Source organism: Kutzneria buriramensis (genome assembly GCF_003387475.1).
GTDB classification, from domain to species: Bacteria; Actinomycetota; Actinomycetes; order Mycobacteriales; family Pseudonocardiaceae; genus Kutzneria; species Kutzneria buriramensis.
On record NZ_QUNO01000003.1, the window covers coordinates 197,135 to 213,607 of the forward strand.

12 protein-coding genes are annotated in these 16,473 nt (G+C 71.3%); 3 read left to right on the plus strand and 9 right to left on the minus strand.

Going from position 1 to position 16,473, the window contains the following annotated elements; translation table 11 throughout:
• The first annotated feature begins 149 nt into the window (after positions 1 to 149).
• Positions 150 to 1,424: a glycoside hydrolase family 27 protein gene (locus tag BCF44_RS09390; protein WP_211352963.1), complete on the plus strand. Its 1,275-nt coding sequence runs from the start codon at positions 150 to 152 to the stop codon at positions 1,422 to 1,424.
• Here the strand turns inward: BCF44_RS09390 and BCF44_RS09395 are convergent.
• The 4 genes from BCF44_RS09395 to BCF44_RS09410 all read right to left on the minus strand — a co-directional run bounded on the left by BCF44_RS09395 (position 1,364) and on the right by BCF44_RS09410 (position 7,641).
• On the minus strand, positions 1,364 to 2,677 hold the full coding sequence (locus BCF44_RS09395; RefSeq protein WP_246014912.1) for an MFS transporter: 1,314 nt from the start codon (positions 2,675 to 2,677) through the stop codon (positions 1,364 to 1,366). The genes BCF44_RS09390 and BCF44_RS09395 overlap by 61 nt on opposite strands.
• Before the next feature lie 43 nt (positions 2,678 to 2,720).
• Positions 2,721 to 4,439 carry an Hsp70 family protein gene (locus BCF44_RS09400; RefSeq protein WP_116173804.1) on the minus strand — a complete coding sequence of 573 codons (1,719 nt, stop codon included), beginning with the start codon at positions 4,437 to 4,439 and terminating at the stop codon, positions 2,721 to 2,723.
• Positions 4,440 to 4,565: 126 nt separating this feature from the next.
• Positions 4,566 to 5,147, minus strand: coding sequence for a sigma-70 family RNA polymerase sigma factor (locus BCF44_RS09405; RefSeq protein WP_281283099.1), 582 nt, complete (start codon positions 5,145 to 5,147; stop codon positions 4,566 to 4,568).
• An 814-nt stretch (positions 5,148 to 5,961) separates the two neighbouring features.
• Positions 5,962 to 7,641, minus strand: coding sequence for a chitinase (locus tag BCF44_RS09410; protein WP_116173806.1), 1,680 nt, complete (start codon positions 7,639 to 7,641; stop codon positions 5,962 to 5,964).
• A gap of 166 nt (positions 7,642 to 7,807) precedes the next feature.
• Between BCF44_RS09410 and BCF44_RS09415 the strand changes: the two genes are divergently transcribed.
• A complete protein-coding gene (locus tag BCF44_RS09415; RefSeq protein WP_116173807.1) occupies positions 7,808 to 12,397 on the plus strand; it encodes an ATP-dependent helicase in 4,590 nt (1,529 codons plus the stop codon).
• A gap of 58 nt (positions 12,398 to 12,455) precedes the next feature.
• On the opposite strand, the gene BCF44_RS09420 is transcribed toward BCF44_RS09415, so the two are convergent.
• The 3 genes from BCF44_RS09420 to BCF44_RS09430 form a co-directional block, all read right to left on the minus strand.
• Positions 12,456 to 12,923 carry a hypothetical protein gene (locus tag BCF44_RS09420; RefSeq protein ID WP_116173808.1) on the minus strand — a complete coding sequence of 156 codons (468 nt, stop codon included), beginning with the start codon at positions 12,921 to 12,923 and terminating at the stop codon, positions 12,456 to 12,458.
• Positions 12,924 to 13,028: 105 nt separating this feature from the next.
• Positions 13,029 to 14,024: a 1-aminocyclopropane-1-carboxylate deaminase gene (locus BCF44_RS09425; protein ID WP_116173809.1), complete on the minus strand. Its 996-nt coding sequence runs from the start codon at positions 14,022 to 14,024 to the stop codon at positions 13,029 to 13,031.
• Between the two features lie 49 nt (positions 14,025 to 14,073).
• Positions 14,074 to 14,778, minus strand: coding sequence for a GntR family transcriptional regulator (locus tag BCF44_RS09430; protein ID WP_116173810.1), 705 nt, complete (start codon positions 14,776 to 14,778; stop codon positions 14,074 to 14,076).
• 51 nt (positions 14,779 to 14,829) lie between these two features.
• On the opposite strand from BCF44_RS09430, the gene BCF44_RS09435 reads away from it, so the two are divergent.
• Positions 14,830 to 15,117: a ribosomal protein bL12 gene (locus BCF44_RS09435; protein WP_116173811.1), complete on the plus strand. Its 288-nt coding sequence runs from the start codon at positions 14,830 to 14,832 to the stop codon at positions 15,115 to 15,117.
• 69 nt (positions 15,118 to 15,186) lie between these two features.
• Here BCF44_RS09435 and BCF44_RS09440 read toward each other — a convergent pair whose 3' ends face one another.
• Entirely contained in the window at positions 15,187 to 15,885 is a 699-nt protein-coding gene (locus BCF44_RS09440) for a maleylpyruvate isomerase family mycothiol-dependent enzyme (protein ID WP_116174253.1), read from the minus strand.
• A gap of 62 nt (positions 15,886 to 15,947) precedes the next feature.
• Positions 15,948 to 16,406 carry an SAV_6107 family HEPN domain-containing protein gene (locus BCF44_RS09445; protein ID WP_170217438.1) on the minus strand — a complete coding sequence of 153 codons (459 nt, stop codon included), beginning with the start codon at positions 16,404 to 16,406 and terminating at the stop codon, positions 15,948 to 15,950.
• Positions 16,407 to 16,473: the final 67 nt, after the last annotated feature.

The window sequence follows — 16,473 nt, forward strand, 5'->3', positions numbered from 1 at the left end:
GCTGAACTCCCTCTGGTCCAGACCTCTGTCACGGCGTACGCTGCAAACGTTTCCATCATGTTGCACCCGCCGCCGCACGAACTGTCGAGGAGGACCTCGTGCGCCGGTTTGGCTTACCGATCGTGGTGCTAGCAGTGCTAGGAAGCGTAGTGGCGACAACGCCCGTGGCGAACGCCGAGAACAACGGGCTGGCGGCGAAGCCGCCGATGGGGTGGAGCAGCTGGAGCTTCATCCGCAAGGCGCCGACGGCGGCGAAGATCGACGCCCAGGCGGACGCGATCAAGTCCAGCGGGCTGGCCCAGCACGGATTCCAGTACGTCAACCTGGACGACTTCTGGATGAAGTGCGACAGCAACGGCCCGACGGTGGACGGCAACGGGCGATGGGTCGCGGACACCGGCAAGTTTCCCGGCGGGATCAAGGCGGTGGCCGACCACGTGCACGCGGACGGCCTGAAGTTCGGGCTGTACGTGACGCCGGGCATCGCGGCCAACGCCGTCAAGAACAACTCCCCCATCGCGGGCACGAGCTTTCACGCGCAGGACATCGCGGTGACCTCGACCCAGGAGAAGAACTACAACTGCAAGCACATGTACGGCATCGACTACAGCAAGCCGGGCGCGCAGGCGTTCATCGACTCCTGGGCCAAGCAGTTCGCGGACTGGGGCGTCGACTACCTCAAGATCGACGGCGTCGGCAGCCCGGACATCCCGGACGTCAAGGCGTGGTCGCAGGCGCTGAGGAACTCGGGCCGGCCGATCCACTTCGAGCTGTCGAACAATCTGTCCATCGCGGACGCCACGACGTGGCAGCAGTACGCGAACGGCTGGCGCACACAGGGCGACGTCGAGTGCTACTGCGGCACAGGAGGCGCCAGTTTCCCGCTCACGGACTGGAAACACGTGTCGGCGAGGTTCGACACGGCGTCGAACTGGCAGCAGTACGCCGGCCCGGGCGGCTGGAACGACCTGGACTCGCTGGAGATCGGCAACGGCGACAACACCGGCCTGACCAGTGACCAGCGCCGCAGCCACCTGACGCTGTGGGCGATGGCCTCGGCCCCGCTGCTGCTGGGCACCGACCTCACCGCCATCGACGCCACCGACAAGGCGATGCTGACCAACGACTCCGTGCTGAGCGTCGACCAGGACGCCATCGCGGCCAAGCGCATCGTCAAGAGCGGCAACAACCAGGTGTGGGTGAAGAAGGAACCGTCCGGCGCCTACGTGGTGGCCCTGTTCAACACGGGCACGAGCGGCAACGCCACGATCACGGTGACCTGGTCGCAGGTCGGCATCACCACCGGCAGCGTCGCGGTGACGGATCTGTGGGCGCAGAAGGCGAAGGGCACGGTCAGCGGCAGCTACAGCGCGACGCTGCGCCCGGGCGAGACCCGGCTCATCCGCGCGGTGCCGACGTCCTGAGCACCGGCCGGTGGCTCCGCATCCGGGGCCACCGGCCGCAGGGTCGTCCCCATGCACGCCATCAGCAGCGGCAGCGCGGCGAACCCGACGACCAGCCCCAGCACGGTGAACGACCAGGCGCTCATGATCAGGCCGGCGAGCAGGCCACCGAGCACGCCGCCGACGTTGAGCACCAGGTCGGCGAGCCCCTGGGTGGACGGCCGCAGCCCGGCGGGCACGGACTCGGTGAGCAGCGCGGAACCCGCGACGACGCCGGCCGACCACCCGCAACCGAGCATGATCATGCCGACGGCCATCTGCGGAGCGTCGTGCGCCGACGCCATGCCGCAGACGCCGGCCCCGGCAACAACTAACGCCGCTCCGAGAGCTAGCACCGGTACACGCCCGATCCGGTCGGCCAGCGCGCCGAACAGCGGACTCGCCGCGTACATGCCGGTGACGTGCACGCTCACCACGATGCCGACGACCGTCAGCGTCGAACCGCCGCCGGTCATCTGCACCGGCATCATCGACATCATCCCGGTCATCGCCGTGTTGCACAGGGCCACCCCTAGCAACGCTAGCCGCACGTTCGGGCCGATCACCTGCCACACCTCGGCGCGCGTGTGCCGGCGGGGCAGCTCGGAAGCGCCCACACCGCAACAGCTGTCGCCGACGACGACGGCAACCCGGCCGGCCAGCAACGGATCCGGCCGCAGACCGATCAGAACTCCGCAGCCGGCAAGCAGAAACGCCGCGGCGGACACCAGGAACGGCCCGCCGGCGCCGAAGGCCGAGGCCGGCGCGGCCAGGTTCGGCGCGGCGATCACACCGACCGTCGTCGCCCACACCACGGTCGACATCGCGCCGGCCCGCCGGCCCGGATGGGCCAGGTCGGCGGCCGCGTACCGGGCGGACAGCGTCGCCGCGGTGCCGCCGCCGAAGACCGTCAACGCCACCAACAGCAACGGCCACGAGCCAACAGCCGTAGACACGAAACACCCGACAGCGCCCACAACCCCGACGCCGTAAGCGGAAGCCAACGCCCGACGGCGTCCGAACCGACCGGCCAGCAGCGCCACCGGCACCGCAAGCAGCGCGGCGCCGAAGGCGATCGCGGTCGCCCCGAGGCCGCCGACCGCCACCGACCCGGAGAGCGTGGTCGCGGTGAGGGCGCCGAGCGTGATGCCGGTGCCGACACCGATCGAGCCGACGGCCTGTGTGCCCATGAGAAATCCGAGCACCCGGCGCTGCGCGGGATGGCTGCGGTCCACCGATCGATCGTCACATGCGGCGGACATCGCCGTTGACCACCAATCAGGTACCGGGCTGCACCGAACGTTCGAACGCGCCCGCCGCCTTGGCAGCGGTCAGTGAGCCCGGCGCGGACGTGGCCGGCGCGGTGAGCACGCCGACGAGCGGGCGGTCCGACACCGTGAACACGACGACGCCCACGCCGCTGGCCGCGAGCGCCTCGTAGTCGCCGGACAGTCCGTTGCCCTTCCACGACGCCTTCACCTTGGCGCTGTCGGGATAAGCGTCCATCATCGCGGCCACCTCCTTGTTCACCTCATCGAGCGACCCTGCCTGGATATAGACCACGGTCTGCCCCGATGTGTGACAGGTGACGGTGCTGCCGGCCAGCCCCGGCACGGTGACGCCGCTGCCGTCGTAGCCGCCGTGGCAGTCGCCCTGGTCGGCGACGGGCCCGGCGAGCTGGCGCGTACAGCTGGTGAAGCCCTTGTCGTCCGGCGATCCCGGCTGGCCCGAGCAGTCCGCCGCGCTGGGGAACGAGTGCCGCCCGAACACCAGGAACCCGCCGAGCACCAGGAGCGCGACCACCATGATCGCGCCCAGCGCCACCAATGTCCCCTTCGGCGCGGCCTTGCGAACGGGAGGAGCCTGAGGCGCGGGCAGCTGCGGGAACTGCGCCGAAGCCATGAAGTCGCCGGCACTCGGGTACTGCTGCTGCGAAACGGAATGGTGCTGCGGCGCCGGCGTCCGGATCGTCACGCCGTTGTGCGGCACCAGGTGTGCGCCCAGGGCGACGGCGGTTTCGGGCTGGTCCAGCACGGGCACGGACCGCAGCCGCTCCCCGATCAGCGCGGCCACCAGTGGCATCCGGCTCGCCCCGCCGACCAGGTAGACCGCTCCCGGCTGCACGCCGCCGGCCGCGATCGTCGACGTCAGCAGCTCCACGCTCCGCGACAGGCTCGGCCGGACCAGCGCCTCCAGCTCCGGCCGCGTGACCAGCACGTCCGGGAACGGCTCGGGCATCGGGATCTCGGCCTGCGGCTGCCGGGACAGCGTCTCCTTGGCCGCCCGCACCGGCTCGATGAGCTCGGTGGACTGGAGCTGCTGCCACTTCGCGGCGTCACGGTTGGAGACCTGCCGCCCCACGTACTCCAGCAGCACCTGGTCCACGCCCGCGCCGCCGAGATCGGGCAGCGCGTCCTCGGCGAGCACGGTGAATCCCGGCGGCGTCGCGGCGACGACGGCGACGTCGAAACTGCCCGCGCCCAGGTCGTACACGGCGATGGCGGCGCCCGGGGTGACCCGGCGCGTGGCCAAGAAGTGGGCGGCCGCGGCGACGGGGGCCGGCACGAGGACGATCTCGCCGGTCACGCCCGCGAGCCGCGCGGCCGACAGCAGGGTGTTGCGACGGGGTTCGGCCCAGCCGGCGGGATGCGTGAGCCGGAACTCGTCGGGCAGCGCGCCGCCGAGCTGGCGCACCGTCTCGTCGAGGACCCGCCGCAGCACGGCGGCGAGCGCGTCGGTGACCGGGACGACGCTGCCACCCAGCTTCAGCACACCGTCGTCGATACGGCGCCTCGGATTCGCCTCGAAGCGCGCGGGGTCCACACGGGACTGGCGGACAGCGTCATGGCCGACGAGGATCACGCCCGCCTCGTCGGCGTAGACAGCCGTGGGCATGGTCGCCGCGCCGTCGACCTCGACGACGCGGGGTTGCTGCCCCGACACCGCCAACACCGCCACCGTGTTCGACGTCCCCACGTCGATCGACAGCACCCGCACGCGGCCCCCTCAACTCTGGCTTCGCGCAGATGCTGCCACACGGCACGGCGCCGGGTGCGCCGGTTGACCGAGCCCGTCACGAGCCCGATGGGATGACACTCCCTCACCCCATCGGGTGCCCGACCTTCAGAATTCCTTCGTGTTGCCGACCAGCTTGCGCAGCCTGGTCAGCGCCCGGTGCTGGGCCACCCGAACCGCTCCGGGAGTGGACCCCACCAGGTCGGCGGTCTCCTCGGCCGACAGGCCGACGACCACCCGCAGCACCACGATCTCGCGCTGCTTGTCGGACAGGACCGCCAACAGCCGGTCCATCGAGCCGCGCAACTCGTCCTGGAGCACCCGCTGCTCCGGGCCCGCCACCGTCTCGGCGCGGTCCGGCACCTCGGGCACCGGCAGCGACCGGTTGCGGGCCGCCGCCCGGTGCGCGTCCGCGACCTTGTGCTGGGCGATGCCGTACACGAAGGCCAGGAACGGCTGACCCTGGTCCCGATAGGACGGCAACGCGGAGATCACCGACAGACACACTTCCTGCACCACGTCGTCCGCCGACGCGAACGACCGGTCCAGTCGACCGATCCGGGCCCGGCAGTACCGCAGCACGACCGGCCTGATCGACTCCAACACCCGTTGCGTGGCCACCGGATCACGGTTGACCGCCGCGTCGACGAGCCGTCTGAACTGCTCGTCCTGCGGACCGTACGCGGCCACCGGCTTCGGCGCCGGCGCGTTGTCGGTCCCCACAGGTAGCACCTGTGCCAAGTTATTCATCTGTCCCCGCACGTGAATTTGGGTGGTGACCCGCCCTCGACTGGAGAATCTCCGGCGAATCGGCTTACCAACTACGGTTGTGCACCCCACGCGCCGGGTAAATCAGGTCGTCTCCGCCACGGCCGGCGACCCGATACACCCCCGACACCCCTTGCCCCGTGCTTCGTCGCCCCTGGAGAACCATTCCCAAAGCCCTTCGGCGCGACTTACGTCCCGGCAGTCGTCCCACCGACTTCCTGGACGCAGAGAGAACGCTAACGCTGCGTGGCCGCCCTCACAAGCACCCTGGGAAAATTCCCGGGAATGGATCCGCACTGGTGAACACGCCGCTACCGACCGTGAGGAGTACGCAGCCATCGGCCGCATGGTCCAGGGTGGCTCGTGCAGACACACCAGGAAAACGTGCACCGCCCGGCCGCCGGACACTCCCGCCTACCAGGGAGAACACGAAACGCAACCGTGACCTGGCGGCCCGGCGCGCCGTCCGGACACGTCACGGTAACGACCGTCCGTTGCCATCACAACCACCCGTCCGCACAGCGAAGTCAGCCGAACACCCGCTGTTGCCGTCTCCCTAAAATTGAGTAGAAAAGCTTTTCTACTACCCATTGGTAATCAATACGCGGGCACATTGCCCCGGCATACCCACCCGATCGAGTGAATAGAAACGCGTGCGGCCCATTCCCGGCAGGAATGGGCCGCACGTGACATTCGACAGCAGTTAAGGGTTACCGCAAGTACGGTGTCGCACGTCTTACATGCCGGCGAGGTGCGGGTGAACGGTGTTCGCGAAGGCGTAGCCGCTGGACGCGTCCCAGTTGATGGACCAGGTCATCGCGCCCCGCAGCGTCGGGTACGTGGCCGACGGCTTGAAGCTGCCGCAGCTGGTGCCCTTGGCCAGGCAGTCCAGCGCGGCGTTGACCGTGCTCGGCGCCAGGTAGCCGCCGCTGGGCGCGGCCCCGCTGGTGGCCGGCAGGCCCAGGCCGACCTGGTCGGCCCGCAGGCCGCCCTGGAGCTGGATGCAGGCCAGCGCGGTGACGAAGTTCTCCGTGCTCTCGGCGTAGACGCCCTGGTCGCAGCCGTTCATGGTGCCGGAGTTGTAGTACTGGGTGTTGACGATGGTCAGGATGTCCTTGATGTTCAGCGCCAGCTGGAAGTACGCCATGCCGGTGGACTGCATGTCGATGGTCTGCGGCGCCATCGTCACGATCATGCTGGAGCCCACCTTGCCGGCCAGCGAGTGCAGCGCCTGCGCCATGTAGGTGGCGTTGACCCCGTTCTCCAGGTCGATGTCGACGCCGTCGAAGCCGTACTTCTGGATCAGGGAGTAGGCGCTGTTGGCGAAGTTGGTCGCCGAGGACGAGTCGCCGACGCTGATGGTGCCGTTCTGGCCGCCGACCGACAGAATCACCTTCTGGCCGCGGGAGTGCAGGGTGGCGATGTCCGCGGTGAACTGCGCGTCGGAGTAGCCGCCGACCGCGCTGGACAGGCCCGAGTCCAGCGTGAACGAGATGGCGCCGGGGGTGCCCGTGGCGTCGGCGAAGGCCACCGCGACCAGGTCGTAGCTGGTGGGCACGTCGGCCAGCTTCAACGCCTTGGCGCTGTTCACGAAGTTCTGCCAGTAGCCGGTGAGCACGTGCGCGGGCAGCGAGCCGCCCGGGTTGCCACCGCCGCTGGCCGTGGTGGTGGCGCTGACGGTGCTGGACTTGGGCGACTCGCCGACCGAGTTGTACGCCGTCACGGCGTAGGAGTAGGTGGTCGAGGCGGACAGCCCGGTGGCGGTGTAGGAGGTGCCTGACGCCGTGCCGACCTTCGTGCCGTTCTGGTACACGTTGTAGCCGGTGACGTCACCGGACGGGGCCGTCCAGGCCAGCGACACGCTCGACGACGTGGTGCTGGGGGCGGTCAGCCCCGTGGGGGCGGCCGGTGCGGTCGGGGTTCCGCCACCGCCGCCGGGGCCGCTGAGCACGAAGTCGTCCGCGTAGTACGTGGGCTGGCCGTACCAGCCGTGGATGTAGACGGTGACGCTCGTGGTGTTGGCGCCGGTGGTGAAGCTGGTCGACAGCTGCGTGTAGCTGCCGGAGACCGTCCACGTCTGCGGGTCGGTGCCGCCGGTGCCGGTCGCGCCGAGGTAGATGTAGCTGCCCTGCACGTACGCGGACAGCGTGTACGCCGAGTTCGGCAGCACGGTGACCTTCTGGCTGCACTGGGCGTAGTCCTGGCCGGCCGGGGTGGCGGCGAGCGCGTACGAGCCGCTGTGCACCGGGCTGCTCACCGTGGTGGCGCCGCTGCACGTCCAGCCGCTCGTGTTGCCGGCTTCGAAGCCCGGGTTGGCGAGCAGGTTCGAGGCGGCCGCCGCGGTGGCGGTGGTGCCCAGCACGACCGTGGCGGCGGCGACCGCTCCGGCTAACCAGCGTGTCCACTTCCGTGACATAGCTGCTACCTCCATGCGCAGGGGTGGCGGCCTGGGCATCGAGTGACGCACACACGTGCTGATGAAAATGGACTAGACCATTTCCCGGTGTCAAGAGAAAGTCACGTTTCCGCAGGTCAGAGGCACTGGTGCCGGAAGTGTCAGACCCGCTTGTCATGATGGGTCCATGGCGGAAGCACTGTCGGTGTTCTCCCCCGCGACCAGGGACTGGTTCACGGGGGCCTTCGCCGCGCCCACCGCCGCCCAGCAGGGGGCCTGGACGGCGGTGTCGGCCGGCGAGCATGCCCTGGTCGTCGCGCCCACCGGCTCCGGCAAGACGCTCGCGGCCTTCCTCTGGGCACTCGACCGGCTGGCGTCGGAGCCGCCGCCGGCCGAGAAGCAGCACCGCTGCCGCGTGCTGTACGTGTCGCCGCTGAAGGCCCTGGCCGTGGACGTGGAGCGCAACCTGCGGGCGCCGCTGGCCGGCATCCGGCAGGCGACGCACCGGCTCGGGCTGCCGGACCCGGCGATCACCGTGGGCATGCGGACCGGCGACACGCCCGCAGAGGAGCGCCGCGCCTTCGCCCGCACGCCGCCGGACATCCTCGTGACCACACCCGAGTCGCTGTTCCTGATCCTGACGTCGGCGGCGCGCGAGTCGCTGCGCGGCGTCCAGACCGTGATCGTGGACGAGGTGCACGCCGTCGCCGGCACCAAGCGCGGGGCGCACCTCGCGCTGTCGCTGGAGCGGCTCGACGCGCTGCTGCCGAAGCCGGCGCAGCGGATCGGGCTGTCGGCGACGGTGCGGCCGGTCGAGGAGGTCGGCGCGTTCCTGGCCGGCGGCCGGCCGATCAAGGTCGTGCAGCCACCGGCGAGCAAGACCATCGAGGTCAGCGTCGAGGTGCCGGTCGCGGACATGGCCACCCTCGGCGAGCCGACCGGCGAGGTCAGCGGCGCGGCCTCCGGGCCGGAGCAGCGCACGTCGATCTGGCCGTCGGTGGAGCAGCGGGTGCTGGAGCTGGTGCGCCAGCACCGGTCGACGATCGTGTTCGCCAACTCGCGGCGGCTGGCCGAGCGGATGACCGCTCGGCTGAATGAACTCAGCGCCGAGAGGATCGATACAGCGGAACCCGTGGAGATGGAGCGATTTCCGGCCGAGGCCGTCGGTGGTTCGGGGATAACCACCGGGGCCTCGCCGGTGATCGCCAAGGCGCATCACGGCTCCATGTCACGGGATCAGCGCACGCTCGTGGAGGAGGAGCTCAAGTCCGGCCGGCTGCCGTGCGTGGTGGCGACGTCGTCGCTGGAGTTGGGCATCGACATGGGCGCGGTGGACCTGGTCGTGCAGGTCGAGGCGCCGCCGACGGTCGCGTCCGGGCTCCAGCGGGTCGGCCGCGCGGGGCACCAGGTCGGCGCGGTGTCCAAGGGCGTGGTGTTCCCGAAGTTCCGCGGCGACCTGGTGGCGTGCGCGGTGGTCGCGGAGCGGATGTCCGTCGGCGCCATCGAATCCGTGCGCTATCCCCGTAATCCGCTGGACGTGCTGGCCCAGCACATCGTGTCCATGGTGGCGATGGAGCCGTGGTCGGTGACCGACCTGGCGTCGGTCGTGCGGCGCGCGGCGCCGTTCGCCGGACTGCCGGACTCGGCGCTCAACTCCGTGCTGGACATGCTGGCCGGCCGCTATCCCAGCGAGGAGTTCGGCGAGCTGCGGCCGCGCGTGGTGTGGGACCGGATCGCCGGCGAGCTGCGCGGCCGGCCCGGCGCGCAGCGGCTGGCGGTCACCTCCGGCGGCACCATCCCCGACCGCGGGCTGTTCACCGTCATGACGCCGGGCGGCGAGGACGGCCGCCCCGGCTCGCGGGTCGGCGAGTTGGACGAGGAGATGGTGTACGAGTCGCGGGTCGGCGACAACATCCTGCTGGGCACCAGTTCCTGGCGCATCGAGGACATCACCCACGACCGCGTGATCGTGCGGCCGGCCCCCGGCGAGCCGGCGCGGCTGCCGTTCTGGAAGGGCGACACCGTCGGCCGTCCGCTGGAACTCGGCCGTGCGCTGGGGAAGTTCGTCCGGGAAGTGTCCGGAATGGACGCCGCGAAGGCGCGCGAGCGGGCGGTGGACGCGGGCCTGGACGAGTGGGCGTGCGACAACCTGCTGACGTACCTGGACGAGCAGAAGCAGGCCACCCGGCACGTGCCGGACGACCGAACCATTGTGGTGGAACGGTTCCGGGACGAGCTGGGCGACTGGCGGATCGTCGTGCACTCGCCGTTCGGGGCGCAGGTGAACGCGCCGTGGGCGCTGGCCATCGGGGCCCGGCTGCGGGAGCGCCGCGGCCTGGACCCGCAGGTCGCGCACTCCGACGACGGCATCGTGGTGCGGCTGCCGGAGGCGTTCGACGACACCGGCGCCGACGTGCTGCCGGCCGCCGAGGAAATGCTGCTCGACCCGGAGGAGGTCGAGCAGATCGTGGTCGCCGAGGTCGGCGGCTCGGCGCTGTTCGCCGCCCGGTTCCGCGAGTGCGCCGCGCGGTCGTTGTTGTTGCCGCGCAGGGATCCCCGCAAGCGGCAGCCGCTGTGGCAGCAGCGCCAGCGGTCGGCGCAGCTGCTGGCCGTGGCGTCCCAGTACGAGCAGTTCCCGGTGGTGCTGGAGGCGATGCGGGAGTGCCTCCAGGACGTCTACGACCTGCCCGGGCTGCGGGAGCTCATGGGCGACGTGCGGTCGCGGCGGGTGCGGGTCGTCGAGGTGCAGACCCCGCAGGCGTCTCCGTTCGCGCGCAGCCTGCTCTTCGGCTACGTCGGCATGTTCCTGTACGAGACGGACACGCCGCTGGCCGAGCGCCGGGCGGCGGCGCTGTCGCTGGACACGACGCTGCTGGCCGAACTCCTCGGCTCCGAGGCGATCCGCGAGCTGCTCGACCCCGAAGTGCTGGAGGAGATCGAACAGCAGCTCCAGCGGCTGGCCCCCGATCGGCACGCCCGCAACGTCGAGGAGACCGCGGACCTGTTGCGGCTGCTGGGAGATCTCACCGTCGAGGAGGCCGCCGAGCGCGGCGCCAAGGCGGAGTGGCTGGCGCAGCTGGTGGCCGAGCGGCGGGCGATCCAGGTGCGGATCGCCGGCGCCGAGCGCTACCTGGCCATCGAGGACGCCGGTCGGGTGCGGGACGCCCTCGGCGCGGCGCTTCCCGTTGGCGTGCCGGAGGTTTTCACCGAGCCGGTGGCCGATCCGCTCGGCGACCTGCTCACCCGCTACGCCCGTACGCGAGGGCCGTTCCCCGCCGCGCAGGCCGCCGCCCGCTTCGGGCTCGGCGTCGCCGTCGTGCACGGGGTCCTGGACCGGCTGACCGGCGCCGGGCGGCTGGTGCGCGGCGAGCTCAGACCTCTTGCGGGACACCCGCACCCGAGCATCGGCGGGGCTGGAACAACGGAGTACTGCGACGCCGAGGTGCTGCGGCGGCTCCGCCGGGCATCGCTGGCCCGGATTCGCGCCGAGGTCGAGCCCGTCGAGCAGGCCGCGTACGGCCGATTTCTGCCCAGTTGGCACGGCGTCTCCCGGCGGCTGCGGACCGCGCCGACCGTCGACGACGTGCTGTCGGTCGTCGAGCAGCTCGCCGGCGCGCCGCTGCCGGCCAGCGGCCTGGAGTCGCTGATCCTGCCGTCCCGCCTGCCCGGCTACTACCCCGCGCTGCTGGACGAGCTCACCGCGACCGGCGAGGTCACCTGGGCCGGATGCGGGGCGCTGGCCGGCGGCGACGGCTGGATCGCGCTGGCCCCCGCCGACGTCGCCGACCTCGTGCTGCCCGATCTCGAGGAGACCGCGCCCGAGTCGCCGCTGCACTCGGCCGTGCTGACGGCGTTGGACGGCGGCGCGTTGTTCTTCCGGCAGGTCACCGACCGGGTCATCGGTCTCGTCGAGGATCCGGTCGACGACCAGGCCGTGGTCACCGCGCTGTGGGACCTCGTGTGGGCCGGGCTCGTCACCAACGACACGTTGGCGCCGCTGCGTTCCCTCGTCTCCGGTCGCGGCGCGGCGCACAAGCCCCGCCGTCCGTCGCCGCGCGGCCGGTACGCGCGGCTCGGCCGGGCCCAGATGCCCAGCCGCACCGGCCCTCCGACGGTGTCCGGGCGGTGGTCGCTGGCGCCGGCCCGCGAGGCGGATCCCACCCGGCGCGCCCACGCCCGTGCCGAGGTTTTCCTTGAGCGGCACGGAGTTCTGACGCGGGGAGCCCTGGACACCGAGCGCGTGTCCGGCGGCTTCAGCGGCGTGTACCGGGTTCTGCGCGCAATGGAGGACTCGGGGCAGGTCATCCGGGGTTACGTCGTCGAGGGCCTCGGCGCGGCCCAGTTCGCCGCGCGTGGGGCCGTCGACCAGCTGCGGGCGCTGTCCCGTCCCGGCGAGACATCCTTGGACGGCACCGCCTTGGTCCTCGCCGCCGCCGATCCCGCCCAGCCGTACGGGGCGGCCCTGCCCTGGCCCGATCCCGTCGGCGACGGCAAGCACCGGCCGGCGCGCAAGGCCGGCGCCCTGGCGGTGCTGGTCGACGGCGTCCCGACCCTGTACGTCGAACGCGGCGGCAAGTCGCTGCTGTCGTTCACCGAGTCCGAGCCGGAGCTCCGCCTCGCCGCCGAGGCGCTGGCCCGGTCGGTGCGTGAGGGCTGGCTCGGGCAGCTGGCCGTGCAACGCGCCGACGGCGAGGGCGCCCTGGGCTCCAAGCTGTCGGTGGTCCTCCAGGACGCCGGCTTCCGCGCGACCCCGAAGGGCCTCCGTCTGCGGGCATAGGAAGCGCCGCGCACTCGCTCCCCCGAACGAACGCGCGGCGCTTCGGAAATGTGCCGGCTCAGGCGACCCGGGTCGGGTCGTCCACCGTCGGCATGCCGCCCTCGCGGTGCGCCCGCCGCACGTCGTCGACGTACTCGCGGGAGAACATCGCCGTGAGCTGGGCCGTGCCGCCGCGGCGGACCCGGATCTCCCCGTGCCGGACCTCGCCGTGCACGCGGATGCGCCGGCCGTCGGTGGCCGTGCCCTCGTGGTCCTTGACCTTGCCGCGGCCCAGCCAGCACAGGTCCCAGTGGTCGACGACGTCGTTCTCCGCGACCAGGAGCTTGACCAGCGAGTGGTCGCCGTCCAGCTCGATGTCGATGTCGCCGTCCGGGATCCGCGGCGAGCGCAGGTCCAGCACGACCAGGCCGCGGCGGGCCTTGACGTGGAACCGGGTCGCCGTCGTCCAGTGGCCCAGCTTCTTCACCGGCGTGTAGTGGGCGTGGATCTGTTCGGTCTCGCCCAGGTTGATCTGCGTGGTGTCCATCTCGGTCTTCCCCTCCCAGGAATCGGGCAACTACCTCGCATCGCAAGTGACTTGCCATTCAAGTCTCTTACTTGATGAGAGATTAAGCGGGAGAGGGATCCCTTGTCAACCGAGGGAGCTGTACGCGCTCAGCGCCGGCTGTCCGCCCAGGTGGACGTAGAGCACGGTGCTGTCCGCGGGGATCTCCTTCCGGGCCACCAGGTCGATCAGGCCGGCCATGGACTTGCCCTCGTAGACCGGGTCGGTGATCATGCCCTCGGTCCGGGCCGCGACCCGCATGGCGTCCAGCGTCCGCTCGTCCGGCACGCCGTAGACGCCGGCGTGGTAGCGGTCGTCGAGCACGATCTCCAGCGGCTCGTCCGCGCCGATCAGCTCCGCCGTGTTGTTGGCGATCCGCGTCACCTGGTCGAAGGTCTCCTTCGGCTTGGCCGACGCGTCGATGCCGATCACCCGGCGCTCGCGGCCGCGGTCCGTGAAGCCGGCGACCATGCCCGCGTGCGTGCCGCCGGTCACCGAGCACACGATGATCGTGTCGAAGAAGACCCCGAGCTCGCGCTCCTGCTGCTCCAGCTCGCGGGACCAGCCCGCGAAGCCCAGCCCGCCCAGCCGGTGGTCCGAGGCGCCCGCCGGGATCGCGTACGGCCGGCCGCCCGCCGCCTCGATCTCCTCGATCGCGTCCTGCCAGCTGCGCTTGAACTCGATGCCGAACGTCGAGTCCACCAGGCGGACGTCCGCGCCCATCAGGCGGCTCAGCTGGATATTGCCCACCCGGTCGTAGCCCGGGTCCGCCCACTCCACCCAACTCTCCTGCACCAGCACGCACTTCAGCCCCGCCCGCGCCGCCGCCCCCGCCACCTGCCGGGTGTGGTTCGACTGGACGCCGCCGATCGACACCAGCGTGTCGCACCCCTGCGCCAGCGCGTCCGCGACCAGGTACTCCAGCTTCCGGGTCTTGTTGCCGCCGTAGGCGATGCCGCTGTTGCAGTCCTCCCGCTTGGCCCACACCCGTGCCCCGCCCAGATGGTCGCTCAGCCGCTCCAGCGCATGCACCGGCGACGGCCCGAACATCAGCGGATAGCGCGCGAAGTCCTCAAGTGCCACGGCGAAACTCCCATCAGGTCGAGGAAAACGAGGAATAGTCAGGAATGGCTCACTCGGCGGAACCGGGCGGCTCGGATGCGATCGAGTCGGACTGCATGGCGGGGTCAGCGGATTCCGTCAGCTCCGCGGCGAGCGTCGCCCAGTTGCGTTCCGTCAGCCCGGCGGCCAACTCCGCGTCGCCCTGCTCGCACGCCAACACGATCTCCTCGTGCATGGCCACCGAGTCGACCCCACAGCTGGACGAGAACCGTTGATACTCAAGGCGTCGCACGAGCGGCGTGTAGCGCTGGATCGTCGCGGCGACGGCGAAGTTGCCACAGACTTCCACCGGCACGCGGTGGAAGTCGTCGTCGGCCGCCAGGGCCTCGGCGATGTCGCCCGCGGCCAGGGCGGCCCCGAAGCGGGCATTGGCGGCACGCATGCGGGCCAGATCGTCGGGGGTCAGCAGCGGCATCGCCAACCGGAGGGCCAAGCCGTGCATGGCCTGCACGACCTGCAACGCATCCCGCACGGCCACCGGGTCGATGGGGGTGACCCGCGTGTAGCTGTGCGGCTTGGACTCGACCAGGCCCTCCTCGGTGAGGTGGCTCAACGCCTCCCGGACGGGCGTACGCGACAGCCCCAGGCGCTCGGCGAGCTCCAGGTCGCGGATGGCCTCGCCGGGCACGAGGTCGCCGGAGACGATGGCCTGCCGGATCATCTCGAGCGCGCGATCCCGCAGCAGCGGCCGGTCCAGGCGACTAATATATTGCATTTCAGTAGCGTGACCGGCGGGAACCTCCACGTCAAGGCTTACCGTGCGCGCATGGACCCGACACTGAACGCGTTGCTGCTCGCCGCGGCCGTGCTGGTGCTGCTGGCGGCGCTGGTCGGCCGGGGCGGCTCGACCAGGCAGCTGGAACGGCGGCTGGAACGGCTGGAGTCCAAGCTGGACCTGGTGATGCGCCACCTGGACGTGGCGGAGCCGGGTCCGGACCAGGACGTCGTGCTGCTGGCCCGCGCGGGCCGGAAGATCGAGGCGATCAAGCGCTACCGGGAGCTCACGGGCGTCGGTCTGAAGGAGGCCAAGGACGCGGTGGAGCGAATCCACTGAGGACCGGCCAGCGGGAGATCGGGCCAGAAGGAGATCGGACGGCGCAGGGATCCCCGTCCGATCCGCTCCTCAGTGGGTGGCCAGGCGCAGCAACGCCCAGAGCGCGGCGACGGCGTCGGTGTCGCCGGTGATGCGGACGGCGCTGAACGGCGACCGCCCCCACAGCCACAGGTAGACGACCATGGGATCACCGGACACGGTGGCCTGCGCCTTCTCGGCGTCGGCCGGCGACGCCCGCCACGCGGCCTTGTTGTCGCCGTGCGACGACACGAGCCAGACGCGGTCGCCGGAGCGCACGGCGACCCTGAACTCCGCGCTGCCGGACACCCCGATCACCGACAGCCGGTGCGCGAACCACAGGGTCAGCGCCTCGTCGATGCCGTCCGCGGCAACGCCTTCGTCGACCGACAGCACCTCGACGCCGACCGCGGACTGCACGTCGATCCGGTGCATGGTCGCCTCGTGCGCCATCCGACGCCGCCAGAACCCGTACGTCCGGTCCAGCGTCCACCAGGTGTCGCACACCTCGTCGGCGGGATGCGCCGCCAACTCATCGACCAGGTCGTGCAGCCCGCCGCGCAGGAACTCCACCAGCGCGCCGCCGGGCGGCGGCGTGCTCTCCCACCGCACCGGCCCGTTGCCGCCGCGCAGCCGCGCGGCGACCATCCGGAACACGCCGCCGACGTGCCGAATGGTGTCGGCCAGCGTGCTGGTCGGCCGGCTCGGGATGGTCAGCCCCGGTGGAGCGCCGTCGGCCGTGTCGGCCATCAGCTCTCCCTCGGCACCGAGGACTTCGAGCAACCTGTCGTGGTCGATGAGGGCCCGCCCGGTCACCTCCCCGCCCCGTGCACGGCCCGGTCGACCAGCTCCAGGAACTGGCCGGCCTGCCGGACCAGGTCGTCGGCGCTGCGCGGCGACACCAGCCGGGTGATGCCCGACTCCACGGCGTGCCGCGTGGCGGCGCAGGACTGGAAGAAGGCGGCCCACTCGGCGAGTTCGGGCGCCACCTTGGTGAGCAGCACCCAGGCGCTCATGGGCTTGGTGCGGGTCCGGTGCGGCCGCCCGCGAAGCGCGAGCACCGCGGCCGCGCCGCGCAGCGCCGCGAGGTGCGCGCGCACGTAGCGCTCGGCCGGGTCCGCCTCGTGCTCGGCCTGCAGCAGCCCCTGCCGGGCCTGCGCGAGCAGGGTCCGCGCCGAGGGCGACGCGCCGGGCGAGGGAACCGCGCGAAGTCGCGACCTGGGCGGCGTGGACACCAGGAAGGACTCGGGAAGACGAACGGGCACAGACATCAGCGGCCTCCTCGCGGCGTCGTGGCTCGACGTCTCCGCCGTGGGGAAGCCGGCGGCTCGGATCGAA